General features: G+C 59.5%; 21 protein-coding genes. 14 read left to right on the forward strand and 7 right to left on the reverse strand.

Translation table 11 applies throughout. From position 1 onward, the window contains the following. Nucleotides 1-42 precede the first annotated feature (42 nt). From AC1ATL_RS05445 to AC1ATL_RS05460, 4 genes are all read right to left on the reverse strand, one after another. Nucleotides 43-1,353, reverse strand: a complete 1,311-nt coding sequence (locus AC1ATL_RS05445) for a DNA-processing protein DprA (protein WP_476569113.1) — start codon at nt 1,351-1,353, stop codon at nt 43-45. Beyond that, a complete protein-coding gene (locus tag AC1ATL_RS05450) occupies nt 1,350-2,879 on the reverse strand; it encodes a YifB family Mg chelatase-like AAA ATPase (protein ID WP_476569115.1) in 1,530 nt (509 codons plus the stop codon). Before AC1ATL_RS05450 ends, AC1ATL_RS05445 begins: the two co-directional genes overlap by 4 nt. Then, nucleotides 2,879-3,331, reverse strand: a complete 453-nt coding sequence (locus tag AC1ATL_RS05455; protein ID WP_026645705.1) for a YraN family protein — start codon at nt 3,329-3,331, stop codon at nt 2,879-2,881. The genes AC1ATL_RS05450 and AC1ATL_RS05455 overlap by 1 nt, the downstream gene beginning before the upstream one ends. Before the next feature lie 171 nt (nt 3,332-3,502). Then, nucleotides 3,503-4,378 carry a pyridoxamine kinase gene (locus AC1ATL_RS05460; RefSeq protein ID WP_026645706.1) on the reverse strand — a complete coding sequence of 292 codons (876 nt, stop codon included), beginning with the start codon at nt 4,376-4,378 and terminating at the stop codon, nt 3,503-3,505. Between the two features lie 342 nt (nt 4,379-4,720). Here AC1ATL_RS05460 and AC1ATL_RS05465 point away from each other — a divergent pair, with 342 nt between their 5' ends. From AC1ATL_RS05465 to AC1ATL_RS05495, 7 genes are all read left to right on the forward strand, one after another. After that, a complete protein-coding gene (locus AC1ATL_RS05465) occupies nt 4,721-6,034 on the forward strand; it encodes an O-acetylhomoserine aminocarboxypropyltransferase/cysteine synthase family protein (RefSeq protein ID WP_026645707.1) in 1,314 nt (437 codons plus the stop codon). Nucleotides 6,035-6,270: 236 nt separating this feature from the next. Next, nucleotides 6,271-6,822 (forward strand): ECF transporter S component, encoded by a 552-nt coding sequence (locus AC1ATL_RS05470; protein ID WP_075662247.1) that lies wholly within the window; start codon nt 6,271-6,273, stop codon nt 6,820-6,822. 153 nt (nt 6,823-6,975) lie between these two features. Then, entirely contained in the window at nt 6,976-8,622 is a 1,647-nt protein-coding gene (locus AC1ATL_RS05475) for an ABC transporter ATP-binding protein (RefSeq protein ID WP_476569119.1), read from the forward strand. Further along, nucleotides 8,622-9,431, forward strand: coding sequence for an energy-coupling factor transporter transmembrane component T family protein (locus AC1ATL_RS05480; protein ID WP_026645710.1), 810 nt, complete (start codon nt 8,622-8,624; stop codon nt 9,429-9,431). Before AC1ATL_RS05475 ends, AC1ATL_RS05480 begins: the two co-directional genes overlap by 1 nt. A 9-nt stretch (nt 9,432-9,440) precedes the next feature. Further along, a complete protein-coding gene (locus tag AC1ATL_RS05485; RefSeq protein WP_476569350.1) occupies nt 9,441-10,460 on the forward strand; it encodes an Lrp/AsnC family transcriptional regulator in 1,020 nt (339 codons plus the stop codon). A gap of 173 nt (nt 10,461-10,633) precedes the next feature. After that, nucleotides 10,634-11,425, forward strand: a complete 792-nt coding sequence (locus AC1ATL_RS05490) for an ABC transporter ATP-binding protein (RefSeq protein WP_026645712.1) — start codon at nt 10,634-10,636, stop codon at nt 11,423-11,425. Between the two features lie 41 nt (nt 11,426-11,466). Next, the gene (locus AC1ATL_RS05495) at nt 11,467-14,109 is read left to right on the forward strand and encodes an ABC transporter permease (protein ID WP_432624401.1); all 2,643 of its coding nucleotides are present in this window, start codon (nt 11,467-11,469) and stop codon (nt 14,107-14,109) included. A gap of 173 nt (nt 14,110-14,282) precedes the next feature. On the opposite strand, the gene AC1ATL_RS05500 is transcribed toward AC1ATL_RS05495, so the two are convergent. After that, nucleotides 14,283-15,032 carry a response regulator gene (locus AC1ATL_RS05500; RefSeq protein WP_217063460.1) on the reverse strand — a complete coding sequence of 250 codons (750 nt, stop codon included), beginning with the start codon at nt 15,030-15,032 and terminating at the stop codon, nt 14,283-14,285. Nucleotides 15,033-15,108: 76 nt separating this feature from the next. Beyond that, a complete protein-coding gene (locus tag AC1ATL_RS05505) occupies nt 15,109-17,718 on the reverse strand; it encodes a sensor histidine kinase (RefSeq protein ID WP_345742405.1) in 2,610 nt (869 codons plus the stop codon). 177 nt (nt 17,719-17,895) lie between these two features. On the opposite strand from AC1ATL_RS05505, the gene AC1ATL_RS05510 reads away from it, so the two are divergent. The 7 genes from AC1ATL_RS05510 (at nt 17,896) to AC1ATL_RS05540 (ending at nt 24,945) form a co-directional block, all read left to right on the forward strand. Then, nucleotides 17,896-19,239 (forward strand): alpha/beta fold hydrolase, encoded by a 1,344-nt coding sequence (locus AC1ATL_RS05510; RefSeq protein ID WP_476569123.1) that lies wholly within the window; start codon nt 17,896-17,898, stop codon nt 19,237-19,239. 60 nt (nt 19,240-19,299) lie between these two features. Continuing rightward, a complete protein-coding gene (gene proC / locus AC1ATL_RS05515; protein ID WP_432624399.1) occupies nt 19,300-20,100 on the forward strand; it encodes a pyrroline-5-carboxylate reductase in 801 nt (266 codons plus the stop codon). A 17-nt stretch (nt 20,101-20,117) separates the two neighbouring features. Continuing rightward, nucleotides 20,118-21,218 carry a redox-regulated ATPase YchF gene (ychF, locus tag AC1ATL_RS05520; RefSeq protein WP_476569125.1) on the forward strand — a complete coding sequence of 367 codons (1,101 nt, stop codon included), beginning with the start codon at nt 20,118-20,120 and terminating at the stop codon, nt 21,216-21,218. 156 nt (nt 21,219-21,374) lie between these two features. Then, nucleotides 21,375-21,665 (forward strand): FeoA family protein, encoded by a 291-nt coding sequence (locus AC1ATL_RS05525; RefSeq protein WP_476569127.1) that lies wholly within the window; start codon nt 21,375-21,377, stop codon nt 21,663-21,665. Beyond that, a complete protein-coding gene (gene feoB / locus AC1ATL_RS05530) occupies nt 21,659-23,731 on the forward strand; it encodes a ferrous iron transport protein B (protein ID WP_476569129.1) in 2,073 nt (690 codons plus the stop codon). Before AC1ATL_RS05525 ends, feoB begins: the two co-directional genes overlap by 7 nt. A gap of 22 nt (nt 23,732-23,753) precedes the next feature. Next, on the forward strand, nt 23,754-24,092 hold the full coding sequence (locus AC1ATL_RS05535; protein ID WP_476569131.1) for a peptidase: 339 nt from the start codon (nt 23,754-23,756) through the stop codon (nt 24,090-24,092). A 58-nt stretch (nt 24,093-24,150) separates the two neighbouring features. Then, nucleotides 24,151-24,945 (forward strand): hypothetical protein, encoded by a 795-nt coding sequence (locus tag AC1ATL_RS05540; protein ID WP_476569133.1) that lies wholly within the window; start codon nt 24,151-24,153, stop codon nt 24,943-24,945. A 55-nt stretch (nt 24,946-25,000) separates the two neighbouring features. Here the strand turns inward: AC1ATL_RS05540 and AC1ATL_RS05545 are convergent, their stop codons facing one another. Next, nucleotides 25,001-26,296 (reverse strand): Na+/H+ antiporter NhaC family protein, encoded by a 1,296-nt coding sequence (locus AC1ATL_RS05545; protein WP_476569135.1) that lies wholly within the window; start codon nt 26,294-26,296, stop codon nt 25,001-25,003. Nucleotides 26,297-26,458: the final 162 nt, after the last annotated feature.

Here is a 26,458-nt window from a genome sequence, read left to right on the forward strand (position 1 = left end):
CGGAGCCGAATCGAGGAACGCAGGCGCGTGGAACCGGCTTGCTCAGTGTTCGATGATGGAGATCCGTCCGGAACGCATATCGATGAGGCCTTCAAGCTCCAATGATCCCAAATCCCGCATGACACGTGCCACGGAATATTCGCCGGGGTGGGCCTCATCCAGCTTGGCGAGCACGCAGTCGACCGTGACGTTGCCGCTGGCTCCGCGGCACATTCTGATGGCATCGAGCACGGTCGTGCCGGAACCGGCATATGGCGTCTCCCGTTGCCCGTCTTCGCCGTTGTCCGTGCCATCGACGCATTCCGGCCGATGCGCGCCGTGGCAGAGTTCGTCGATCTCCGTCAGCGAGCAGACGATCGAGGCTTTGCCTGCCTGGATAAGACGATTGCATCCGGTGTTATGCGGCATGGTGACGTCCCCCGGCACGGCGAAAAGGCTGCGGTTGAGCTCGTTCGCCCAGCCTGCCGTGTTGAGCGCTCCGGAGCGCGCCCGTGCCTGCGCCACGATCAGCGTGGACGACAGCGCGGCGATCAGACGGTTGCGCAGCAGGAAACGTCTCGCCTCGGGCACGGTTCCCGGGCACAGTTCGGAGATCAGGGCGCCCGAATGGTTCTCGATCTGCTCGAACAGACGCTGGTTGCTTTTCGGTCCGATGTGGTTCAGCCCTCCGGCGAAGATGGCGACGGTACGTCCGGCAAGAGGGGCTCCCATCTCATCCATGGCCTGGATGGCGCCCCAATGGGCGGCCGCATCGGCTCCCAACGCTCCGCCGGACACAACCAGATGACCGGAGCGCGCCGCATGAAGCGCCAGCTCATGCGCGCTCTGCCTGCCATAGTCGCCGACACCCCGTGAGCCGACTATGCCGACCGGCGCGGAGCATGACACCAATGCCTGAGGGTCGCCCTTGCCCCACAGGCATAGTGGGGCCGCCCAATCGGTGTGCAGCGACAGGTCGGCCAGCTGGTCGGGCCAACAAGGGTGGTGCGGGGCGATGATCCATTGCGAGCCGCCTACGGTGAACCAATCGCGCAATCCGTCCGGATCCTTGCAGGGGAGGAGCGTCAGGCGCTGTTGCCATGACACCAACGACCCGTGGAACGAGGCCATGCCACGGGCGTTGATGGTCCGTCCCCAACGCGTGATGCCGTTGATGAACGCCGCATCCAAAGCGGAGCATGCCGCGGCCACCACGCCTTCGTGGCTACCTGGGCCGCTGTCGGCGATCAGCTGCAACGCGCTCGCGGCCGAACCGGTGCCTTTGATCAGCGCGTACATCATCGCGTCGGCGCTGTCCAGACAGAAGGTGAGCACCGCGCGGGCCAAAGTCTCATCGTCTATTGTCGTCGTCATGTCAGCTTCGTTCTCATGGATATCCCCTGCATCATCTCCTCCGGTCCGGGAGAGGTCTTCCCCGCCAGATCGGACAATGTCCACGCAAGACGCATGGCCCGGTCCGCTCCTCGTAGGCTCAGCCGTTCGCTCGCCAATGCGCGGTTGACCAATTCGATTGCTTTGATCGACGTGTTGGCCCTGAGCCATGAGCCGGTTGCCTGCGCGTTGCAGGTCCATTTGTATTCGTGGAACCGTTCCTGCGCCGTCTGACGCGCGACCATGACGCGCAGACGTATGTCGTGGCTCGAATCTCCGGACGGCTTGGTTCCGGAGACGATGCGCTCCACCGGCGGTACTTCAATCTGGATGTCGATGCGGTCGAGGATCGGGCCGGAAAGACGGCTGAAATATTTGATGCGATCCTTCTCCCTGCAGGTGCAGCGTTCGCCGTTGCCGTACGCGTAGCCGCATGGGCAGGGATTCGCGGCCATGACCAGCTGGAAACGCGCCGGATAGTACGTGGTGCCTTTCGCTCTGGAAATCGCCACATAGCCTGATTCCAGCGGTTCGCGCAGCGTCTGCAGCGTCCTGGCGGAGAATTCCGGAGCCTCGTCCATGAACAGGATGCCGCGATGCGCGCGGGTTATCGCGCCTGGTTGGGCCAATCCCGCGCCGCCTCCGACTAGGGCGGCGGTCGATGCAGTATGGTGGGGCGCCTCGAACGGCGGAACGACGCTGATGCCGTATCCGGGAAGCGTGCCGCAGAGCGAACGGATCGACGCCACTTCGAGCTGTTCGTCCTCGTTCAGTGGACTCATAATGCCGGGAAGTCTGGATGCGAGCATGGTTTTGCCGGTGCCGGGTGGACCCGTCATCATCAGGTGGTGGCCTCCAGCCGCTGCCACCTCCAATGCCCATTTGGCGGCATGCTGCCCCATCACCTCGCTCATGTCCCCGGGCGGAGGACAGATGGCCATGCCATCGGCGTCGGCGTCCATGCCGCGCATGCTGTCCGGAATCGTGTATTCCGCGACGCCGCCCATCAATTCGATGAGCTCTCCGACATGACGCACACCAATCGCCTGGACATCGGGAATGAGACGCGCCTCTTCCAGATTGGCGTGTGGAACGATGATCTTCGCAATGCCCTGTTCCTTCGCATGCAGCATGATCGGCAGCAGACCGTTGATGGGAAGCACCGTTCCGTCGAGATTCACCTCGCCCAGCACGATGGTGTCGGCGAGACAGTCATGGACGATCGCGCCGGAGGCGCTGAGCACACTGGCCGCGATCGCCAGATCATGCGAGGACCCTTTCTTTGGCATGGAGGCGGGCGAGAGATTGACCGTGACTCGCGTCTCCGGCCATTTGAAGCCACTGGCCTGGCATGCCGATTTGACACGCTCGCGCGCTTCTGACAAGGAGGTGTCGGGAAGCCCGATGATAGAGAAATAGGGAAGTCCGGGGGAGACGAAGGCCTGGATTTGGATGATGAAGGCCTTCAATCCGATTAGCCCCACGGATAGCGCGCTGCCGATGGCCATCAGAACGCTCCTTCGATATGGTGCAGCAGCGGATGATCCCCCTGCACGACGATGGTGATGACATCGAAGCGCACGCCGTTGTGCGGCATGCGATGTTCGGGGTCCGACAGCCATTGCACGGCGGCGTGGCGCAGATTGATCTGCTTGGAGGCGGTGACCGCCTCCTGAGGCGTGCCATAGCGTAGCGTCCGTCTGGTCTTGACCTCGACGAAGACGATCTGGCCCATGGGGTCTCGCGAGATGACATCGAGCTCTCCATAGCGGCAATGCCAGTTGCGGTCGAGCGTGTGCCAGCCGTGGCTTTCCAGCCATGCGGCCGCATATTGCTCTCCGAGATCGCCGATCTGTCGTGAGCGCAACGAATTATCGCGCATCCGTCGCGATAGGGAATCGAGAAGCTGCTCCGAGGAGCGTGCTTTGGGCGGAACATTGTGCGGTGATGAAAGGTTCATGGCCCCAGTCCAACAGACTGCGACCGCATATGACAAGGCCGACCGGCCAATGTGGATAACTTGTATGGATCCGGGCGTGTTGTGGATGGACGGTGGATGAATCCGCGTTATCCACACTCATCCACCGCGTCGTGCCCGGACCCATCGCGGAGAGACGGAGCGCCGGGGATGTCAGCGCTGAACCAGATTGGTCATTTCACCGAGGTCAAGTTCGAAGCTCACGCCACGTTCCTCATGATTCGGCTGATACTGCGTGCTTTCCATCGCATGCCGCACGAACTCGCCGGCGATATCGGCCGCCTCGGCCAACGGACGTCCTGCCATCACCGCTCCGCATAGCGCCGAAGCGAACGCATCACCGGTGCCATGCGTCATGAATGGCAGCTTGTCATGTGCGAGTTCCTGCTTGCCGGCGGCGCCCGTGGACGCGGATGCGACGTAATTGCGGATTTTGCCATCGCCACGGTCGATGCCCTTGAGCACGACGTTCCTCGCACCGGCGTCGAGCAGGGCGTCGAGCAAAGCATCAACCTGGGCGTCGTCGATGTCCTGCCCCGGATACTCGCATCCCGTCAGAATGGAGGCCTCGGTCAGATTCGGCATCAGCACGTCCGCGCCGTCCACCAGCGTGCCCATCGCACGGCATAGCTCGGGAGTGTAGGTGGCGTAGATCTCTCCGCCATCGCCCATCACTGGATCCACCAATCGCAGGGCATGCGGATATTCCTCATACAGGCGCTTGATGATCGCGACCTGGTCCGCGGAGCCGAGGAAACCGGAATAGACGCCGTCCAGATCGACGCTCTCCTGCCGCCACGCGTCCAGATATCCGTCCAGAATCTCGGTCGTGTCATGGAATGTGAACACCTTATAGCGCGTATGCGCGGAGAACAGCGCCGTCGGGACGGGGCAGACATCGCAGCCGGCCGCCGACAGAATCGGAATGGCCGCGGTCAGCGAGCACTTGCCGTAGCCGCACATGTCATGCACCGCGGCCACGCGGGGAATGTACCGCGGATCTCGGTCATACAGAATCTCATCGCTCATATATCAACACCTCTTTCGCGATTGTCTGCACCTGACTTTAGCCGGTGGCGTGACCTCGGCGCGGTTCTGTCACACGACGTTGCCGACGGTCGGATCGACGGCATGTGGGATATCGGCGTGTCGCGGATTTTCGCATGCGTGTTTTCAATGGTTGCCAAGCATGGGAAATCAATGATTCCAACGGTTTATAAAGGGATATAGGCAAGTGCGATAACGTCCGGCTTGCGTCGCGCCCGCAGTCCGGCTTATTGTCGCTACCAACAGCCGGCCAGCCACCTGCACGGCAGGACGAATGACCGGCGAAGACGAGAACAAACGAAACCTCACACAAGGAGCGACACCATGGCAGAGAACAAGAACTACCGCTTCGAGACGCTGCAGCTGCACGTCGGCCAGGAGCAGGCCGACCCGGCCACCGACTCCCGCGCGGTGCCGATCTACCAGACCACCAGCTACGTCTTCCATAACTTCGACCATGCCGAGGCCCGTTTCGGACTGGCCGACCCAGGCAACATTTACGGTCGTCTGACCAACTCCACCCAGGCTGTGTTCGAGGACCGCATCGCAGCCCTCGAAGGCGGCACCGCGGGTCTTGCCGTCGCCTCCGGCGCGGCCGCCGTGGAATACGCGGTGCGTAACATCACCCAGTCCGGCGACCACATCGTCGCCGCCAAGAACGTGTACGGCGGCACCTTCAACCTGCTGCGCCACACCCTGCCGCGTGACGGTGTGAACACCACCTTTGTCTCCGCAGAGAATCCGCAGGAGTTCGAGGACGCCATCCAGGAGAACACCAAGCTCGTCTACTTCGAGACCTTTGGCAACCCGAACGCCGACCTGCCGGACTTCGAGGCCATCACCGCCATCGCCCATAAGCACCACCTGCCGGTGATCGTGGACAACACCTTCGCCAGCCCGTACCTGTTCCGTCCGTTGGAGCACGGCGCCGACATCGTGGTGGAATCCGCCACTAAGTTCATCGGCGGCCACGGCACCACCCTGGGCGGCGTGATCGTGGAAGGCGGCAAGTTCAACTGGGCCGAGGTGCCGGGCAAGTTCCCGACCCTCACCGAGCCTGATCCGTCCTACCATGGCCTGAACTTCTACGAGGCCCTGGGCGGAAGCGCCTTCGTGACCCGCGTGCGCGCCATCCTGCTGCGCGACACCGGCGCCACCCTGTCCCCGTTCGCCGCGTTCCTGCTGCTGCAGGGCACCGAGACCCTGTCCCTGCGCGTCGAGCGCCACGTGCAGAACGCCCTCAAGGTCATCGATTACCTCAAGACCGTGCCGGAGGTCGAATCCATCTCCCACCCGTCCATCGAAGGCCGCAAGGACAACGAGCTGTACAAGAAGTACTTCCCGAACGGCGGCGGCTCCATCTTCACCTTCGACATCAAGGGCGGCAAGGACGCGGCACGCGTGTTCATCGACAACCTGCACCTGTTCAGCCTGCTGGCTAACGTGGCCGATGCCAAGAGCCTCGTGATTCACCCGGCCTCCACCACGCACTCCCAGGAGACCCTGGAGGAGCTTGAGGACCAGGGCATCCACCAGGGCACCATCCGCCTGTCCATCGGCCTGGAGAACATCGACGACATCATCGATGATCTCGAGGGCGGTTTCAAGGCCCTGCGCGAATCCGGCCTGGCCAAGTAAGCCAATCCGGACAGTCGTGTCGGACGGCTCGCGACATCATGAGAAGGGGGTGTTGTGAGCCGTCCGTTTCCATGTTTGTATGCTTGTAATGTGGACGGGTTAGAATTCCGGATTGTTCCGGCAGGCAATGTCGGGATCCGATGGTTGGGATGGAATCGCCAGTGATTCCTCTCCATAGCGTCGACGATGTTCCGATTCTGACGATTCGGCGAGACAAAGAGAGAGAAGGTTGGATTATGGCACAGGACGTCAAGAAGGGCGTCTCGAAGGCGATTCGGACCAACACCATTCCATTGATCGCCATCATGACCGCGGTCACCACGGTGGTGGCAATGTTCGTGAAGGTGCCGACCCCGGGCAAAGGATATTTGAATCTTTCTGACACGATGATTTATTTCAGTGCGTATGCGTTCGGACCGTGGGTCGGCGGTATCATTGGTGGTCTTGGCCCGGCGCTGTCGGATCTGATCAGCGGTTATCCGCAGTGGGCTATCTTCACGCTCGTCATTGATGGCGTGCAGGCGCTGCTGGTGGGATTCCTGGTTCGGCGGTTCGAGCCGGTCAGCATCATCGTCGGCTCCGTCGCGGCGGGAGCTTGGAAGGTGTTCGGCTATTTCATCGCAGGCTGGATTCTTTCCGGAATGGGTCCTGCTCTGGTGGATATTCCAGGAAATTGCCTGCAGGCCGCGGTCGGTCTGGTTGTCGGCTTCGCGTTGTTCTCGGCGGTGCGCAAGGCCTATCCGCCGCTGGTGCGACTCGGTGGTCTCGGTGTCAAGGCCAGTGAGTGATACATTATTATCCGGATGCAAAAAGCCCGTGGGTTCACCGGTGAACGGCGATTCCACGGGTTTTTTATACGTCTTTACTCATATAGTATCCGTATTGGCCGTGTCCACGGCCGGTGCAATGGGCTGATGTGCTGAGGATATGGAGAAAAGCGCATGATCACGGTACGTGATTTGAATTGGCAGTACGCGCCGCTGGCTGATGGCGGCAGGCCGGCGAATAGCCTCAAGCATGTCAGCTTCGACATCAAGTCAGGGTCGTTCGTGGGAATCATCGGCCCCACGGGCGCCGGCAAATCTACTCTATGCATGGCGTTGGCCGGCATCATCCCGAATCTGGCCGATGGCACCATGAGCGGTCTGGTGGAGGTCAATGGCATGAACACCAGCCGCCATTCGGTATCCGCGTTGTCCGAACGCGTCGGATATGTGCAGCAGGATCCCGAATCGCAGCTCTTCTGCGCAAGCGTCGAGGATGAAATCGCCTTTCCTTTGGAGAACCGCGGATTCGCGCCAGACATCATCGACAGACAGATTGACATCATGCTCGATCTGGTCGGCATGACCGGATATCGCAAGCGCGTGCCGACCAGCCTGTCGGGCGGGCAGATGCAGCGAGTGGCCATCGCGGCCGCATTGGCGGCGGAACCCGATGTGCTCGTGCTCGACGAGCCGACCGCGGCACTTGACCCGGAAGGCAAGCAAGAGGTTTTCGACGTGCTCGAGCGCATCCGCCAGACCCGTTCCATGACGGTGATTATGGCGGAGCAGGATACCGAGCATATCGCCCACTGGGCCGACCAGGTGCTGTTCATGGTCAACGGTGAGGTGGTGCGCAACAGCGACGCCAGCCTGTTCACCCGTGAGAGGGGATTGCTGGAATCCGCTGGCGTGCAGGTCTCGGATGGTCCTCTGCCCGTGGTCAGGGCCGTCCGCACCAGTGGCAAGGGGAAGCGTACCGGATCCAAGAATGCGTCCAAGGCCGAAGCTCCGGCCAAAAACGGAAACGTGATCATCAGCCTGGACCATGTGTCCTACCGGTACGAGCGGGGCGGCAACGCGACGAAGGCTTTGGACGATGTGTCCGTGGACATCGAACGTGGTTCGTTCGTCGGCCTCATCGGACGCAACGGTTCCGGCAAAACCACTCTTGCCAAGCATCTGAACGGATTGCTCAAGCCGACACAGGGCACCGTGACGGTGGATGGTCTTGACGTGTCCAAGCACGGCGTCGGAGAAATGGCCGCCCGCGTCGGATTCGTGTTCCAGAATCCCGACCATCAGATCTTCTGCTCCACCATCAAGGATGAGATCGGGTTCGGGCCGACCGCGCTTGGACTGGACTGCGCCACCGTATACAAACGCGTCGAAGAGATGATGACCCTGTTCGACCTGCATCGCTACGAGGACATCTCGCCGGCCACGCTCGGCTATGGCGAGAGACGCGCGGTGGCGCTGTCCTCCGTGCTGGCCATGCGCACGCCGATTCTTGTGCTCGACGAGCCCACCGCGGGGCTCGACCACCGGCTGGCCGCACGATTCCTCGGCGCCGTAGAAAAACTCCACCAGCGCGGCGTCACCGTCATCATGATCAGTCATGACATGCGTGCCGTATATCGCTACTGCACACACGTGTTGGAATTGAAGGACGGGAAAATCGTGCAATACGGTCCGATCGACAGATCGGAGGAGACGCGGGAGCCGCAACCGAAGACCGCGCTTAGGAAGAACAAGGCCAAAGGTCCGGTCTCGGCGACGCATGCGCTGCCGAAAGTCGATGAACAACGGAAGGAAGGACGCTGATGGACGCCGATCTGTATGTGCCAGGCGACGGATGGCTGCACCGTGCCGACCCGCGTGTGAAATTCCTGATTTCCACGGTCATGCTGGTGCTATGCCTGATATGGCGTAATTGGGCGTTCATCCTCGACGTGCTGATCATCGAACATCTGATGCTCATCACCGATGGTGTGCCGTTGAAACGCATAGGCTGGGTGTGGAAGATCCTCGCCGTGATCATCGTGTTCATCGTGGTGCTCTGGCCGATTTTCGACCCGTCCGGCACGCATGTGCTCTGGCAGTGGGGATGGCTGAAACTCACGCAGGAGAACCTGCTGATGGCCGCGGTGATGGGTCTGCGCATCCCGGCTCTTGGCTTCGCATGCTTCCTCACCCTGTTCACCACCAGCCAGACCAGACTGATCCGGGGATTCACCTCGCTGGGAATGCCGTACAAGGCCGGTCTCACCATCGCCACCGCATTGCGTTACATTCCGGTGTTCTTCTCCATCTGGCAATCCGTTTCGGCAGCTCAGCGCGCCCGCGGACTCGACCTGAGCGGCAAGACCGATGCCTCCGGCAACAAGCGCAACGTGTTCGTGCGTATAGGCGCTCGATGCAAATCGTATTTGCCGATACTCATCGCGGTGCTGATTCGCGCATACAAGATGAGCCAAAGCGTGGGGTGGGCCATGGAATCGCGTGGCCTCAACCTTCAGGGAGCCAAACGCACATATCGCGTGAAACTGACGATGCGTGTCGTCGATTGGCTTATTCTCGTGCTGACCATGGCCGCGACGGCCGGCAGTGTCTGGTTGATGCTGCATTACTGAGGTTGGATGATGGCATACGGGGAGCGAAGGCCCGTGATTTCGGCCCGTGATCTGAAAGTGGTTTCGGCATTGCAATGCGACGGCCGTATGACCATGCAGGAGCTTGCCGACAAAATCGGCATTTCCGTCTACGCGGCTACGGAAAGCTACCGCAGGCTTACTGGATCCGGCATCATGAGCATCGTTCCGGTGTGCAATCCATTGAGTCTGGGCAATTACAGCCAGGTGCTGGTGGGACTTCGTCTCGACGGGAGCAGGGATGAGGCTCTTGCCATGCTCCAATCCATGCCACAGGTCACCTACGTGGTCTGCGCTCTGGGGGATGCCGACATCATCGCTGAGGCTGTGGTGTATTCGGCTGAAGGCATGGATCATTTCCTCAAACATGGTCTGCGCGCGTTGCCGGGATTGTCCCGTCTGCAGGTGTTCTCATGCGGACGGCTGGTGCTTGATGACCACAATGTCAGCGTGGTGAACCGTCTGCTCGCCGCGCATGGCGAAACCGGCTTCCTGACCAAACGCGAGGCGAGTGTCGGCACTGATATTCCCTCGCATCGTCTGGATCCACGGTTCGTGCACACATTCAACGAACTGCAGAAGGACGGCAGGGCCAGCTATGCGTCGTTGGGGGAGCGTCTCGGCGTGACCCATACGGCGATTCGCGGCCGCATCAAAAAACTCGAAGATTCCGGCGTGATGCGCATTATGGCCACGGTAAGCCCCATGCGTTTGGGAGGATTCCGACAGGCATTCCTCGGACTTGGAGTGAAACCTCCATATCGGCTTGACTCCGAACAGCTTCTGGCCATCGACGAAGTGACGTACGCGATGAGTGGTGTCGGATTGAACGGTACCGATTACCTGATTGAAATCATCGCCGACAACGATGAGGACCTATGGCGCGTGGTGGACGAATCCATTCGCCCATTGCCAGGCGTGGAACAGACCTGGTGGGCGTCCACCGTCAGTGTGGAAAAGGAGTCGTATTGGCTTGAGCCGCCGCACGAAGGCGTATTGCTAGGCGATTGACGATTGCCCGATGCTTGGAACATGGTTTCTGATCATCCAGTTTTCGCTGTTCCCGCGTTGATCTCATACTCAAGGATGAGTCGCGGTTCAGCAGGATTTCAGACCAACGCATAATGCCGTTGACGTCGAATGTTCCGTATGTTGGAAGTAACTTCGCAAAGAAAGGAACTTCCATGGACATCAGGGACGCCATCAAAGCCAATAACACTGCCATTGAAGCCATCGATCTTGTCAAGGACTACGGTTCCGGAAGCAACGCGGTGCATGCGTTACGTGACGTCAATATCGCCTTCGAACAAGGAAAATTCACCGTCATCATGGGCCCTTCCGGCTCTGGTAAATCCACGTTGATGCACACGCTGGCCGGACTTGATTCGGCCACTAGCGGACACGTCATGTTCGACGGCAAGGATCTGACCCGCATGAACGACGACCAGCTCACCCTGCTGCGCCGCCATCAGATCGGTTTCATCTTCCAAAGCTTCAATCTGCTGCCGATGTTTACTGCCGAACAGAACATTCTCATGCCCTTGACCTTGGCTGGAGCGAAACCCGACCGACAGTGGTTGCGTCTGCTGGTGGAAACGCTTGGCCTTAAGGAACGTCTTAACCATCGTCCGAACGAACTATCGGGAGGCCAACAGCAGCGTGTGGCCATCGCGCGAGCATTGATCACCAAACCGAAACTGGTGTTCGCAGACGAGCCCACCGGCAATCTTGACTCTGTATCAAGCGCCGAAGTGTTGAGCTTCCTGAAACGTTCCGTCAACGAACTTGGCCAAACCATCATCATGGTCACGCATGATGCGGTCGCCGCGTCTTACGCCGACCGTGCGCTCGTGTTCGCCGACGGCCAGATCGTGGCGGACGTGAACAAGCCGACAGCAGACCAGATGAGTGAACTGCTGATGAAGGAACGCGAAGCCGCCACAATGAATGTGGCTTCCGTGAGACATTCCCGCTAAACGCACTGTAGAAGCATTCGAAGAAGGAAACAGAATTAACCATGTGGTCCATCACTTTGAAACTCATGCGAAAAACCAAGCGCATGCTCATACCCGCAGGCATCGCCATCATGATCGGCACGGCGTTCATCGCCAGCACCTTCCTGTTCGGCAATGCCATGAACGACTCCCTGACACGGCAGATGACCGCCATGTTCGGAAACGCCAACTATGCGGTGACCGTCAACAGCTCCGACCTGAGCGATGAGGAACTCAACGAAGCGTACTCCAGCACTGTCGGCGACTTCCATCTCGACCAGATCGCCGGCATCGAAGGGGTTGACGGTGTCCGCGCCTCGGTGGAAACCGGCGTCAGCGTTTCCAGGGGGGACAGCGTCATCAGCGGCGAGATCATCTCTACCGCGGCACAGAAGAACATGCTTCCCGTGAATATTACGGAAGGGGACCAGCCGAAGGACTCCAACGAAGTCGCACTGCCGGAAGACATGGCGAAACAGCTGAACGTCGGCATTGGCGACACTGTAAGACTGACCTCCCAATATGCGGTAGGCACCGATGGCAAAGCCAAAGCGGACAACGTGCGCGTGGTCGGACTCACCTCCGATCCGAACGGCGCCTACTCGTACTATGGTGGTGCGATCGTAGGATCCGACAATCTGCTTGCCGCAATGCAGGGAACGGACGATTTCGACACCGTCGGAACAACAACGGTATACCTCGACCTTGCCTTGGATGGAAATAGCGTATCCGCAAAAACCATCAACAGTGTGAAAGCGTTGCTGCCAAAGCATTTCGATCTGATGTCGCGACAGCAGGTCAGTGACGAAAGCATCAAATCCTTAACCGGCAACCAAACCAGCATCGTCACCACATTCCTCATGTGCTTCGGCGTGCTTGCCATGTTCGTGGCGGCACTGGTGATCGCCAACACGTTCCAAGTACTCGTGGCGCAACGCCGCCGCACACTCGCCTTGCTGCGCACCATCGGCGCGAAAAAAGGCCAGCTGTATGGTTCCGTGCTGTTCGAAGCGGCAGTGCTTGGCTTCGTCGCATCCGTGCTTGGCGTGGTGCTGGGAAGTCTGCTCATGTGGGGCATGTGCGTCAGCGACATCATGCAAGAGGGTATGCGATTCAATTTCTCTTGGCAGGCCGCCGTCATACCTATTCTCTTCGGTATTGTGGTGACGGTGCTCGCATCCCTGGGATCCGCACGTTCCGCTACTGCGGTGACGCCATTGGAGGCATTGCGCCCGATTGAACTGACCGACAACCGTCGTTCCAGCCTCACGCGAGCCATAATCGGTATTCTGATGGTGGTGGTCGGTATCTCCATGGTGGTATTTTCCATCTGGCAGGTACAAGCCACCAATGGCGGCGAGAATGCGAGCAGCGATCAATTCACGATGATTCTGCTCGTAGCCATCGCCGGCGCCGCACTGGTATTCCTCGGAATGGTGGTCACCGCGGTGTTTTGGATGCCGGCCCTCATGAAGGGAGTTGGAGCGTTGGCCTCGCTGACAGGCCCTTCCGCAACGGTTGCGCACGCCAACATTCAGAAGAATCCGCGACGCATCGCAGCAACCGGTGCCGCTCTGCTCATCGGCGTCACCCTGGTTTCCACCATCGCAACCGGTGCCGCCAGCGCCAAAGAGACTATGAATGGTGCGCTCGCCACCCGTTATAGCGTCGACATCGTGGCCATGGGCGATGACATCAGCCAGCAAATGGTCAAGGATGTAGCCGACATCAACGGCGTGTCCGACACGTTGTATGCGCCGGCGGTTTCCGTGACCTTGGAGAAAGCGGATGGAACCCAGCCTACGTCCGCATTGCTGGTCGGCGTGAAGAATATCGATCAGGTCAAGCAGGTCATGCGTGCCAACTTGGGTAACGCCTCCATCGACAGTGATGGCGTGCTCATGCCAACATACAATGCGCAAACCGGCAAGAAACTGCAGTTCGCCAATGGTACGGCTGATTTCTCTACCGAATGGAACCAGGACGGCGACGCTACGCGTTCGCTGACATTGCAAGCAAACCAAGCCGACTACCGTCGCGTATCCGCACAGTATGGAGCTGTCGGATTCGTGGATGAAAGCCATTTCACCAATGGTGACCTCGATGCCGCCACCCATGTGCTGCTGGTCAAGGCGGATACTGACAAGTCGGGAGTTTCCGTTGACGGCATCTACAACGACATGCAGGCCGCATTGGAGAAGAGCACTGATGCGACAGTGACCGGACCGATCGCCGAACGCATCGTATGGGCGAAGATGATCGACTCCATGATGATGCTTCTGGTGGGATTGATCGCTGTGGCTGTGCTCATCGCACTTGTCGGCGTGGCCAACACGCTGTCCCTATCGGTGATTGAACGCACCCGCGAATCGGCCACTCTGCGCGCCATCGGCATGACCCGCGGCCAGCTACGGGCATCACTCGCCATCGAAGCGCTGCTCATCTCCGTAGTCTCAGGCCTTGCCGGCATACTGCTTGGTACATTGTTCGGTTGGCTGGGCGCATACGTGGTGTTCAGTCTGTACGGCACCGTGGCGTTCCCATTCGAATGGGGAATCAACGGCATTGTGCTTGCCGTGGCGGCTGTGGCAGCGTTGCTGGCCAGCATCGCACCTGCCCGTCGGGCGGTCAGGGTGCCGCCAGTTGAGGCGCTCGCAGAAGCTTAGCACCTCAACTGGCGGCCTTCGCGGCAAGCCGCTCACCTCACCTACGGGAAGCCTACCAGGCTTCCCGCTTTACGGTTCGGCCTGTCGAGGCGCTCGCAGAAGCTTAGGCGATAAACGAAATGCTCCTTCGAAAGAAGGAGCATTTTTGTTGCCGAATACGTTTTATGAAGATTTTATACGAGATGGTTTTCATAGGCGAACACGACGGCTTGCACGCGGTCGCGCGCATTGATTTTCGACAGAATATGCGCGACATGCGTTTTCACGGTAGGCAGGCTGATGAACAGCTTGTCCGCGATTTCCTGATTCGACAGACCATGTGCGATCTCGATAAGCACCTCGCGCTCGCGGTCGGTCAGTTCGTCCAATTCCGGATCGGTATACGCCGGCGCCATTGAAACGGAAGTGGACGTGACGGAAGCGGGTTGAGTGGTGGCAGCGCTTGCGAAACTGCCATCCATCATTTTTTCAATAAGCCGTTTCGTGGCGGACGGAGCGATGATGGCGTTGCCCTGATACACGGTGCGAATCGAATTGAGCAACGTCTCCGGTTCCGTGTCCTTCAGCAGGAAACCGGACGCGCCGGCGTTGATCGCGGCCATCACGTATTCGTCCAAATCGAACGTCGTCAGAATGATCACACGGGTATGCGCATCGTCAAGCGCGCTTCCGTCAGGTGCGAAACGATGCTGCAACGCGCTGATCCGACGTGTCGCCTCAATGCCGTCCACACTGGGCATACGCACATCCATCAGCACCACGTCGGGATGCAACGTCTCCGCCAAAGCCACCGCTTCCGCGCCATCGCGCGCCTGGCCGACAACCGCCATATCCGGTTGCGAGCCGATCACCATCGCGAAACCGGCACGCACCAATTCCTGATCATCGGCGATGACCACACGAATCTTCTGTTCTTCACTCATACTCTCCACCTTATCGGCATCGTTCCGCTCACAGCGCGAAACAACCCCTTAAATCTCCCTGAAAAACTTGAACCGGCTATCGAGACGCGCGCTGCAGCTGCTCCTCCAGCGGTGCTGCGGGCCTCAACTGCAGTTCGTTCGCGCTACCGGCATGAGCGTCATCGCTGAAACCAGTCTCACGAAGCACTCCGAGCAGTTCGCGCATACGCTTAAGCGCGGCGCGCCCCTGTTCTCCGATGGCTTTGAACGCTGCGGAAATCTCGTCGGCGGTAGGCTCTTTGCCTTGTGCTTCGGCAGCGTCCAACATGCGGATACCATCGACGGCTTGACTAATCACGCTGTTCAGCGTGGCGGTGACTTCAGCCTGAATGCTGGCACTGATACGGTCGCGTTCCATATTCGCCGCGAGAATACGCTGCTTCTCCTGCTCGGCCACCAGCGCTTCCTCTCGCGCCTGCAACACCAGTGCGTTTGAATCACTGGAGCGAGTCCAACGCGCCCATGCCATAATGCCGGCGCACAGTATCAACACCGCAACCGTATACATAACGCCGGTAAAGAACGCCGCAGTACTGCTTGACGCGGCTGAAACCGGTTTTGTCAAGCCCACGGAAGCGGTGATGGCGCCGAACAAGGTAATGTATCCGTGTTGATCGGCCGCGATTTTCAAGCCCATCAGCACCGAACAGGTGACAGCGGCAGAACCGGTCCAACGCCATGCGTGTTCGCGTCCATACAATACGGCTGAATACAGAGCACACAGCGACGCTACGATATGTTCAACCTCAATCGATCCCAAAAACAACAATTGCACAACTGACAATACGAACACAATAAGCGCGCAAGTCTCGGGGAACCTGCGTCGAAGAGACAGCGCCAATATGCAGCAGGTGGCGATCGCATGAGAGAGCTGCGCAAGAGGTGAACTATCAAAAAGGAACGTAATCGACATGCGATTCAGCAGCATGACCAATACCACGGCACCAACGGAATCCATGAGCACATAATGGTGCTGCGTCCATGCGGAAACACGTTCCACCCAATTCGGCCCTCGCGAATTGGATGTATTTGCAAATTCTACGGATTTCAGTTTCAACGATTTGAGCAAATCATGCAGATTGGGTGCGGTGATGCGCAAATGTTGCAGGGCATTCGAACGATGATCGCGACCGGTCGGTTGCTTGGTTTCCTGCGTCCGCTCCGATGGTTGATCTGGGATTCGCGCCGATATGTTGACGGCTGTATGAGACGCGATTGCTTCGTCGGATAATCTCGCTTTGCTGGATATGGCAGTTGTGTTGCACGATTCGGACTGTTCCGAGGCATACTGTTCGCCGGTTTCGTCTGTCACCTGTTCTTTACCGCCGTAAGGCAGGGTGGCCATGACTTCGAAGCCTCCGCCGAGTTGAGGGCCAGCCTGCAACGAGCCTCCGGCCGATTCGATGCGTTCCTTCATGCCCAGCAGGCCGTAACCTGGCGCATGCCCGTCGATATTGGCCGCCGCGCCACGACCATTGTCGGTGATGGTCAAAGTGAGCAAACCGTTGTTCCATGACTCTTTAATATGCGCATCGACGTGCGGCCCCGCATACTTGCGGATATTCGTCAGCGCCTCCTGCACTACATGGTAGGAAGCTATCGAGGCTTGTTCGCTGAGTTGTTCTGGGCTGGCGGTGCCGGTGATATTCCATCGGATTCGAATGTCGGGGGAGACGTTTCGCGCTTGTTCCACAAGATTGCCTATATCGTTATAATCGGCGTGCGGTGAACCCCCGAATACTCCCAGAAGACGTTGCATGTCATGCAGTGCGCGTTCCGATTCGTGTCGAATCGTCTCCATGGTGTTTCTAGCCACCGCGGGATCATGCGTGCCTGCATAGCGGCCGCCATCAGACTGCACGATGATGATTGATAGGGTGTGCGCCACCACATCGTGCATGTCACGTGCGATGCGTGCGCGTTCCGCCAACGCGGCGATATCGCGTTCATCCTGGTCTCGCGCGGCGATTGCCTCATTGCGTTCCCGCATCATGCGAACGGTTGCCAGACGGGCGCGCTGCCAGAACGCTACAATGACGGTGGAAATAATGCATACTTCGAAAATCGGCGTCAGCACCAGCATGTATTGCGCCACCATGTCGGCGACTTCCGACATGGATGTTCCTGTGTAGATGGAACCGAGAGTGTCTTCCGTGACCATAATGCCATTTGGATTTGAGCCATTCCAGCTGCTCCATGTATGCACTTTGCCTCCGGTGAGCAGCGGTCCATTGGTCATGGTCCATGCCATCAGCGCCGAAGCCAGAAGACCGATGGCCAACGCCAGAATAATGAAGGCTTTCGTGTTTTTGGGATTGCCGTAGACAATCACCGAATACAGCATGAACAATGCCAGAATATCGGCGCCCAGCAGGCAAGGGCCGAATATGAGATGTGCCAAGGTCAATGCCACGCAGAGCAACGCTCCGGTCTGCGGCCGCCATCGACGGATCAGCAGCGGGATAAGCATTGCCGCTTCCCATGCCATCTGCGTGGAAGGCTTAAGGTCAAACAGCAATCCCGGATTATAGGTGATGCCGCTGGTCACGCCGAACAGCAGAACACCTATGACAAGCGTGATGATGAGATCGCCTGCGAAGACATGACCATGCATCCACGACAAGAGACGCTGCTTGAAATTCGACATATGCTCCACCCTAGCGCCAGATATGCTGTGGCGCCATCATGCGCGGGAATGAAATGGCGGCAGGATAAAGCCGCTTTTGTGAGGTAAGGTTGTCTCCGCGTGTGGGTGGGATGGAAGCCATCAAGAAGCCACTACTCGCATTGAATATGCCGATGACGCCAAAGGGAAGGTGAATGCATGACGTTGCTGAGCGAATACTACGTGCCCGGATTGCATATTGAGGATCGTTCCATCAAGGTGCCGTTGGATTGGATGGGCCACGAGCCCGGTCATGGGTTCGATGGCGAATCGATCAGCCTGTTCTACCGTGTGGTCACCGCTCCTGAACATGTGCATGATGATCTTCCGCTGCTCGTGTTCCTGCAGGGTGGTCCCGGTGGTTCCGGTCCGCGTCCGCTCGGTCCAAGTTCCGATGGTTGGATTGAGGAGGCCATCAAGCATTTCCGTGTGGTATTGCCGGATCAACGTGGTACTGGGCGTTCGTCCCGCGTCGACACGCATGTGATTGAGGGCATGGATGGCGGCGGCAAGGCCGGTGCCGCGTTTTTGAAGCGTTTCCTCGCCGATTCGATCGTTCGTGATTTCGAGCATCTGCGTCGTACCGAATTCGGGGGCGCACGTTGGGTCACGCTTGGTCAAAGCTACGGTGGATTCCTGACGTTGACGTATCTTTCGCTGTTCCCGCAAGGGGTTATCGCCAGTTTCACCACGGGCGGCATTCCTCATGTTCCCGCCGATGCGACCGACGTGTACCGTCATACGTTCCCGCGTATGGCGGCAAAGACGAAGCAGTTCTACGAGCGTTACCCGATCGATATCGAACGTGCCGCAACGGTTGCCGACATACTGCAATCGCGCGAGGTCACATTGCCGAACGGCGATCCGCTCACGGTGGAACGCTTCCAATGCTTGGGATCCGATTTCGGTATGAAGCCGAGTTTCGAACGCGTGCATTGGATTCTTGACCAGGCGTTCCTTGACGGCGATGGTTCGGCCTCGACCTCGGCGGAACTGTCTGACGAGTTCCTGTCTTCCGTGATGGATGCGACTTCGTCTCGTCCGCTGTATTGGCCGTTGCAGGAGTTCATCTACGCCAATGGCGAGCTGGAAACGCCGATTTGCTGGGCCGCCCAGCGCGTGCGCGGCGAGCATCCGGAATTCGCGGGTGGCATTCGTCCGCTTAATTTCACCGGCGAGGCCATGTTCCCGTGGATGTTCGAGCAGGAACGTGCGTTGCGTCCGTTCAAACCAGCCATGGACGTGCTTATGGAAGACACGCATTTCGGCATGATCTACGATGCCGACCAGTTGGCTCGTAATGAGGTTCCGCTGCAGGCTGCCGTCTATTTTGACGACATGTACGTAGATTCTGGATTGCAGCTCGACACGCTGTCTCGTGTTGGCCGTTCACATTATTGGACCACCAACGAATTCGAACATGACGGCGTGCATGGTTCCGTGGTCTTCAAACACCTGTTCAACGAAGCACTGAACAGGGGAGATCTGGAAGAACTGTTCTGACACAGACAATCCATCCATATATCGATATCAAATAGGAACCGGGAACAACAAGGAGAAACCATGTCCAACCCAACCATCGGATTCATCGGATACGGCAACATGGCACAGGCCATTGCCGAAGGGCTTGTCGCGGCAGGTGCAATCGACGGTACTGACATCGTGGCGTGCGCCGCGCATTACGACAAACTGGAGAAAACCACGACGAAGGTTGGTGCCACACCGCTGCGCACCGCTGCCGAAGTCGCAGACGCGGCCGACGTTGTCATCATCGCCATCAAACCGTACCAGATCGAAAACGTCATCAAACCAATCGCCGGCGCGCTCGCCAACGAAAGCACATTCGTCGTATCCATTGCGGCAGGCTGGGATCTCGCCAAATACCGTGAACTGTTCGGCACCGATTTCGACGCGATGCATATCCAATGCACCATCCCCAATACGCCGATGGCCGTCGGCAAAGGCGTGCTCGTCACCGAAACCGACAACACGCTGACCGATACGCAAACCGAGACGTTCGAAAAGCTGTTCTCGTCGATCAGCCTCATCGAGCGCGTTGATTCCGCGCATATGGGTATCGGCATGTGCATCGCCGGCTGTGCGCCCGCATTCACCGACATGTATATCGAAGCGCTTGGTGACGCCGGTGTGAAATACGGTTTGCAACGCGCCACCGCCTATCGTCTTGCGGCGAAGATGGTGGAAGGCGTCGGCGCGCTGTACTTGGCCAACGAAACCCATCCGGGTGCCATGAAGGACGCGGTCTGCTCTCCGGGGGGCACCACTATCAAGGGTGTGGCGTCCTTGGAAGAAAGCGCTTTCCGTGGTGCGGTGATCAAAGCTGTCGACGCCATCGAAGCCTGATACTAAGCTAGGGAACCATGTCTCTTACTATCGGAATCGTCGGACTGCCGAACGTCGGCAAGTCCACCATGTTCAACGCATTGACCCGTAACAACGTGCTGGCGGAAAACTATCCGTTCGCCACCATCGAGCCGAACACCGGCATCGTACCGCTGCCGGACAATCGTCTTCCGGTGCTTGCCAAGCTCGTGCACACCGAGAAGATTGTGCCGGCCACCGTTACCTTCGTGGATATCGCAGGCATCGTCAAGGGTGCATCCGAGGGTGAAGGCCTGGGTAACAAGTTCCTCGCCAACATCCGTGAGGCGGACGCGATCTGCGAGGTCGTGCGCGCCTTCGAGGATGACGATATCGTGCACGTCAACGGCAAGGTCGATCCGGCCGACGACATTGACACCATCAACACTGAGCTGATCCTCGCCGATCTGCAGACCATTGAAAACGCGCTGCCGAAGCTGGAAAAGGATCTGCGCGGCAAGAAGATCGAGCCGGCTTACATGGAAGCCGTCAAGCAGGCCAAGACCATTCTCGAAGCCGGTGAAACCATCGATAAGGCCGCTCGCGAGGGGCGTTTCGATAAGGATTCCGTCTATGATCTGCACCTGATGAGTGCTAAGCCGTTCATCTACGTGTTCAACGTGGACGATTCCGAACTGCAGAACCAGGAACTCAAGGACAAGCTCGCCGCATCCGTGGCTCCGGCTCCGGCCATCTTCCTCAACGCGCAGTTCGAAGCCGATCTGACTGAACTCGACGAGGCGGATGCCCGCGAAATGCTCGCCGACGCAGGTCTTGAGGAATCCGGCCTCGACCAGCTGGCGCGCGTCGGCTACGACACGCTCGGCCTGTCCACCTTCCTCACCGCAGGCGAGAAGGAAGTGCGCGCATGGCAGATCCACAAGGGCTACACCGCCCCGCAGGCCGCCGGCGTGATCCACACTGACTTCGAAAAGGGCTTCATCAAGGCCGATATCGTCTCCTATGACGATTTCGTGGCTGCCGACGGCTCCATGACGAAGATCAAGGAGGAAGGCAAGCTCCGCCAGGAAGGCCGCGACTACGTCATGCAGGACGGTGACATCGTCGAATTTAAGTTCAACGTCTCCAAGGGCAAGTGAGGCTCGCTCCCGCTCCATGATATGAAAGGCGTCCGGATCGTTGGATTCGGGCGCCTTTTCGTATGGATGCCTTGTGAATTGCGGTTTTTCCTGCTATGTGTGGAAGCCATGGATATTGCGCATGGGCGTCGGGACGATGATACGGAACGTTCCCGGATGAAGAAGAAGGACGCCGTCATGACGTTGCGCGACTGCCCGCGCGGCGTACGCGTCGTTGTGGACGGCGTCGATTTGGATGACCGGCACAGGTTTCGTCTGCGCGAGATCGGCTTGGCGCGGGGCGTGGAGCTGCGGGTCGTGCAACGAGGCGTCTTCGGCGGACGCGTCATCGCGTTCGGCGGCGAACGCGTCGCTTTGGACGGGGATACGGCCCGCGCCGTCCGCGTGAGGCCCATATGTGACGGAGCCAAGCGGAATGATGGGAATGGGGATACGGACGAATGCTGAACCTGCGCAGTCTCAGAGGTGACGAATGCTGCCATCCGCAAAGCGATGACGCATGCTGCCGCGCCGACGGCGATGTCCATGGCGGTGCCCATGGCGGGGCCGCGAAGCGTGTGGTGTTCATCGGCAATCCGAACGTCGGGAAATCGTCGATGTTCAACGCGCTGCTTGGGGCGAAGACCCGCACGATGAACGCGCCGGGCACCACCGTGTCCATCACCTGCGGACGATACCGTTACGAGAAAGGCTCGGCGGAGTCCGGGAAGCCGCTGTTCTGGCAGTTCGTGGACACGCCGGGCACCTATTCGCTGCTGCCGATGAGCCCAGACGAACAGGTCGCCGTCGATGCGCTGACCGGCGCTTCGGGCATGCCCGCGCCAGATCTGGTCGTTGTGGTGCTCGACGCCACCGCGATGTCGCGATCCCTGTATCTGCTGTCGATGGTGGTGGAGCTTGGCCTGCCGACCGTGGTGGCGCTCACCATGGACGATCTCGCGTCCCGCAACGGTTGCGGCGTCGACCCCGACCGCCTGTCCCGCCTGCTGGACGGCATGCCGGTCGTCGCGGTCGACGGGCGTACCGGGGAAGGCGGAAAGGCCTTGGCCGACGCGATCGCGGATGGCTTCTCCGGCACGCCCGTTCCCCATGGACTGAGCACATGGCAGGGAACGGCGGCGGATTCCGACGATCCGGCCGCCGATATGCGGGCCTGGGCCGAATCACGCGCCGACGCCCGCCTGAATTGGACGGCCGGCATATTACGTGGACTTGACGTGCATGCGAACGAACGCGTCACGGTATCCGACCGCATCGATCGGGTGCTTCTGCATCCCGTATTCGGCATCATCGTGTTCCTCGCGGTCCTTTTCACGGTGTTCCAAGCCACGACCACGCTTGCCAGCCCCATGCAGGATTGGATCGACGTGACGTTCCGAGGCTGGTGCGCGGACGGCATCGACCGGCTGCTCGGCCTGTTCGGCCCGGCCGCTGAAAGGGGATGGCTGCGCTCGCTGACGGTGGATGGTCTGCTCGACGGCGTGATCACGGTGCTGACGTTCATCCCGACGATGGGCATCATGTTCCTGCTGCTGTCGATGCTGGAGGATTCCGGCTATATGGCGCGTGCCGCGTTCGTGATGGACCGCGCCATGCGCGCCTTGGGACTGGACGGACGCGCGTTTCTGCCGATCATCGTCGGATTCGGCTGCAACCTGCCGGCATTGGCGGCCACACGCACATTGTCCGATTCCCGGCAGCGGGTCCTGACGGGGATGCTGGTCCCGTTCGCGGCCTGTTCCGCGCGCCTGTCGGTGTTTCTGGTCCTCGCCCATGCGTTCTTCCCGAAATACGCCGGACTGGTGGTGTTCCTCATGTATGTGGCATCGGTGGCGGTCATCCTGCTGGTCGGCGTGCTGCTGCGCCACACCATGTTCCGTGGGCTTGAGCCGGAGCCGTTGATGCTGGCGCTTCCCGCATACCAGTGCCCGCGCGCGGTGCAGCTGGTACGTTCGGTGCTGTTGCGCCTGTGGGGGTTCATCCGGGGAGCCAGCGTGATCATCATCGCCATGATCATGGTGCTGTGGCTGCTGCAGGGCATTCCCATGAAGGCCGATGCGGGCGGCTTCGCGCACGTCGACGATGTGCATGATTCCGCATACGGCGTGCTCGCGGACACGGTCGCCCCCGTGTTCGCACCGGCCGGATTCGACGACTGGCATGCCTCGGCCGCGCTGATCACCGGATTCGTGGCCAAGGAGGTCGTGGTCGGCTCGATGTCCCAGGCGTATCACGCGGACGAGTCTGACGATGCCGCCGGGAATCGCGGCGGCGAGGGAACATTGGGGCAGAAGCTGCGCGTCTCGTTCGAAAGGTCGTCGCACGGCCACGGCAGGGCGGCCGCTATCGCGTTCCTCCTGTTCACACTCGCCTACACGCCATGCCTGGCGACGGTCGCGGAGATGAGACGGCAGTTCGGCACGAGGGTCGCGGCGCGTTCCGTGCTGCTGAGCTTGACCGTGGCGTACGTGATCGCCGTCGTGGCCTTCCAATCACTGCGATTGGTATGGTGATCCACACATGGCATGGAACGGCATGTCCGCGCGCATGTCCACGCATGGATGGCGTCGCGCGCGCCGACCGTCCGCTTCGGATGAAGACCGTCATCCGGACCATCATCCGGACGATATCGTCGCATGCGTCGCCGAAGACGTCTCCGCCGGATTGACGGTGCGACAGATCGCCGACAAGCGGCGTCTGCCTGTCGATTTCATAGACATGGCCATCGGCCGTGCACGGAAGCGTGGCCTGCTTGAGGTGGTGGACATGGAATCGTCCGGACATGTCTGCGGCGAATCGATATGCCGGCCCGATCCGGATTCGTTGGTCTGTGCCGGATGTCCATTCAGGATATTCCCATCCTCAAGGTCGTAGAATGGGCGGGAAATGACGAGAGCATCGACTTACGCTGATTCGCAGGGGTGTGGCGCATATGGACTATCAAAACGTTGAACAACCTTCCGTACCCCGCCGAAGGGTCTGGCCGATCGTCCTTGCCGTTGTCGTGGCGCTCGTCGTGGCATGCGGCGTCGGCGCGTGCGTCTACCGCGGCAAACAGCAGGAGGCATTAGCCGCGTGCCGCCAATCGCTTGCGGAATTCAGCACGGCACGCAAGGCCGTGCTCGACACGTCGGACAACAGCGGAGAATTGCAGAAACTGGCCCGTGACGTGTTCGGAGTGGACGACATCCTCGACGCGTTCGCGGATGCGGCCACCAGCGCCGAGAACACGGTCGATGTGGAAGGCTGCAAGGCGAACGCCACCATCACGCAGCTCAATCTCGTGGCGAAGACATTGGATGGCGCCACGGATTCCCTCAATACGAGCCTGAAGAACATCCGTGAGAAGAAATCCACGGATTCATCGCAGAAAGCCAAAGATGATTCGGACGGATCGACGGATAGCGCATCATCCGGCCAGTCATCCGACGGACAGCAGGAAAGCTCCTCCGGCACTGGGCAGTTGGACGAGTCGAAGAAGGAGCTGCAGCAGTCGATCGACAAGGCTGACAAGTTGGTGGACCGGCTCAGCAAGGACGACACGTTGACGCTGACGGGACGCAAGCTGATGTCCGCGCTGTCCAAGGCGGTGGATTCCGGCCGGAAGCTCATCGAAAACAGTGACATCAAGGACTCCAAATACTACAAGGCGGCCAAGGTCACGCTCGACGAGGCCATCGACATGGCCGACAACTGGGTAAACAGCCAGGCGGCCAAGGCACAGTAGACCCCAACGAAGTTCGTTATCTGGTCGCCTTGCAAGCATGGACGTTCCGGCGGGACTACCTGCGTTTGACCGCGGCGTCGATTAGCCGCGTCAACGGCAGCAGATAGAGGAACACGGCCATCAATATGCTGGACGTGGGTGCGTCGACCGAAGCCAGCGGCACTCCGCTTGCGATCGACCATGGAACAAGCGGAGCCACCACCACGGCGGTGTCCTCAAGATTGATCGCCTTGCGTTGTCCATCGGATTCCAGATGGTCGCATAACTGGTGCGTCAGCATGATGGACAGCGTCTGATTGCAGGCGATGGCGCCGGTTGCGACGGACGCGGCCAATGTGGCGCCGAAAACGCTGATGTGACTCGCCATCGAAGAGACGAGACGATGCGCTCCGCTCAACAGTCCGGTTTCCTGGAAAATGCCGGAATACGAAGACGAGATGCAGACGATTAGCATCACTTTGACCATCGAACCGATACCGCCGCCATCAACAAGCGGCGCGACCTGCGCGTCGGCACAATGGAAACCGAATAGCAGCGCACGTCCAATTTCCGACCAACCCAAATGCTGCACGAACAGGCAGATCGGCAGCGCGGACAGTGCGCTGGCTCCCATAGTGACACGCACGTCGACCCTCGCGATCGCGAGGATGACGAGCGCCACGGCAGGAACGACCGTCACCCAATGCAGGTCGAACGCCCTGGAGAACAGAGCGGCGATGTCCACCGATCCGGCGGACGGGTGGGTGCACAGCGCCATGGCCGCATATATCGCGCAGGACAGTGCGAACGGCACGGCCGCTGTCCGGAGCATCAGACGGATATTGTCGAAGATGTTCGTATGAGTGAGCGTCTTGACCAGTTGCGCGCTGGTGGAGACGGGCGAGCATCGGTCGCCGAAATAGATCCCGGAAAGGATGGCGCCTCCCAGCAGCATCGGCGGAATGTTCATGGACGTGCCGAGGGTCATGGTGATGACGCCCATGGTGGCCGCCGAAGCGAACGACGAGCCGGTCAGCAGAGACATCAGGCAGTTGAGCAGGAACGTGAGCAGAATTACCACATGCGGCCGCACCAGGCCGGTCGCGTTCGCCACGATAAACGGCACGGTGCCTGCCGCTCGCCACAAGGTGGTGAGTATGCCGATCAGCACGAAGGTCACCACTATGATGCTGGCGGCGCGCATGGTGGCCAATCCTTTGGTGATCATCGGCTTGAACGCATGTCCGGTCAATCTTCCGTGCGCGAGGAAGATCACCACGCCGGCCAGCAGCGCCGGGATGATGGATACGCCGCACGCTATACATGCGATGAGTGTGGCGCAGAACAGCAGCAGGGCGACGATTTCCGGCATGGTTCCTCTTTCTTATGGACGTGTCGATCCGCCCATATGGTCGATTGTCACGACGATTCCGCCGTGTTCCGAGATTGTGCTTCGGAATTTCTTCCAGCGACGGACACGGTCAGATTAACAGGATTATCACGTTGTTCTTTGGTTCGCGTCACAGGTAAAATA

The sequence above is a fragment of the Bifidobacterium sp. LH_743 genome (assembly GCF_056355775.1).

Excerpts from the sequence above, each read along its gene's own strand:
- AC1ATL_RS05495 (WP_432624401.1), top strand. The coding sequence starts at position 11,467 with ATGTGGTCCATCACTTTGAAACTCATGCGAAAAACCAAGCGCATGCTC.
- AC1ATL_RS05505 (WP_345742405.1), bottom strand. The coding sequence starts at position 17,718 with ATGTCGAATTTCAAGCAGCGTCTCTTGTCGTGGATGCATGGTCATGTC.
- AC1ATL_RS05480 (WP_026645710.1), top strand. The coding sequence starts at position 8,622 with ATGGACGCCGATCTGTATGTGCCAGGCGACGGATGGCTGCACCGTGCC.
- feoB (WP_476569129.1), top strand. The coding sequence starts at position 21,659 with ATGCTGAACCTGCGCAGTCTCAGAGGTGACGAATGCTGCCATCCGCAA.
- AC1ATL_RS05475 (WP_476569119.1), top strand. The coding sequence starts at position 6,976 with ATGATCACGGTACGTGATTTGAATTGGCAGTACGCGCCGCTGGCTGAT.
- AC1ATL_RS05470 (WP_075662247.1), top strand. The coding sequence starts at position 6,271 with ATGGCACAGGACGTCAAGAAGGGCGTCTCGAAGGCGATTCGGACCAAC.
- AC1ATL_RS05500 (WP_217063460.1), bottom strand. The coding sequence starts at position 15,032 with ATGAGTGAAGAACAGAAGATTCGTGTGGTCATCGCCGATGATCAGGAA.
- AC1ATL_RS05450 (WP_476569115.1), bottom strand. The coding sequence starts at position 2,879 with ATGGCCATCGGCAGCGCGCTATCCGTGGGGCTAATCGGATTGAAGGCC.
- ychF (WP_476569125.1), top strand. The coding sequence starts at position 20,118 with ATGTCTCTTACTATCGGAATCGTCGGACTGCCGAACGTCGGCAAGTCC.
- AC1ATL_RS05465 (WP_026645707.1), top strand. The coding sequence starts at position 4,721 with ATGGCAGAGAACAAGAACTACCGCTTCGAGACGCTGCAGCTGCACGTC.
- AC1ATL_RS05455 (WP_026645705.1), bottom strand. The coding sequence starts at position 3,331 with ATGAACCTTTCATCACCGCACAATGTTCCGCCCAAAGCACGCTCCTCG.
- AC1ATL_RS05510 (WP_476569123.1), top strand. The coding sequence starts at position 17,896 with ATGACGTTGCTGAGCGAATACTACGTGCCCGGATTGCATATTGAGGAT.
- AC1ATL_RS05490 (WP_026645712.1), top strand. The coding sequence starts at position 10,634 with ATGGACATCAGGGACGCCATCAAAGCCAATAACACTGCCATTGAAGCC.
- AC1ATL_RS05525 (WP_476569127.1), top strand. The coding sequence starts at position 21,375 with ATGAAGAAGAAGGACGCCGTCATGACGTTGCGCGACTGCCCGCGCGGC.
- AC1ATL_RS05535 (WP_476569131.1), top strand. The coding sequence starts at position 23,754 with ATGTCCGCGCGCATGTCCACGCATGGATGGCGTCGCGCGCGCCGACCG.
- AC1ATL_RS05540 (WP_476569133.1), top strand. The coding sequence starts at position 24,151 with ATGGACTATCAAAACGTTGAACAACCTTCCGTACCCCGCCGAAGGGTC.
- AC1ATL_RS05485 (WP_476569350.1), top strand. The coding sequence starts at position 9,441 with ATGGCATACGGGGAGCGAAGGCCCGTGATTTCGGCCCGTGATCTGAAA.
- proC (WP_432624399.1), top strand. The coding sequence starts at position 19,300 with ATGTCCAACCCAACCATCGGATTCATCGGATACGGCAACATGGCACAG.
- AC1ATL_RS05445 (WP_476569113.1), bottom strand. The coding sequence starts at position 1,353 with ATGACGACGACAATAGACGATGAGACTTTGGCCCGCGCGGTGCTCACC.
- AC1ATL_RS05545 (WP_476569135.1), bottom strand. The coding sequence starts at position 26,296 with ATGCCGGAAATCGTCGCCCTGCTGCTGTTCTGCGCCACACTCATCGCA.
- AC1ATL_RS05460 (WP_026645706.1), bottom strand. The coding sequence starts at position 4,378 with ATGAGCGATGAGATTCTGTATGACCGAGATCCGCGGTACATTCCCCGC.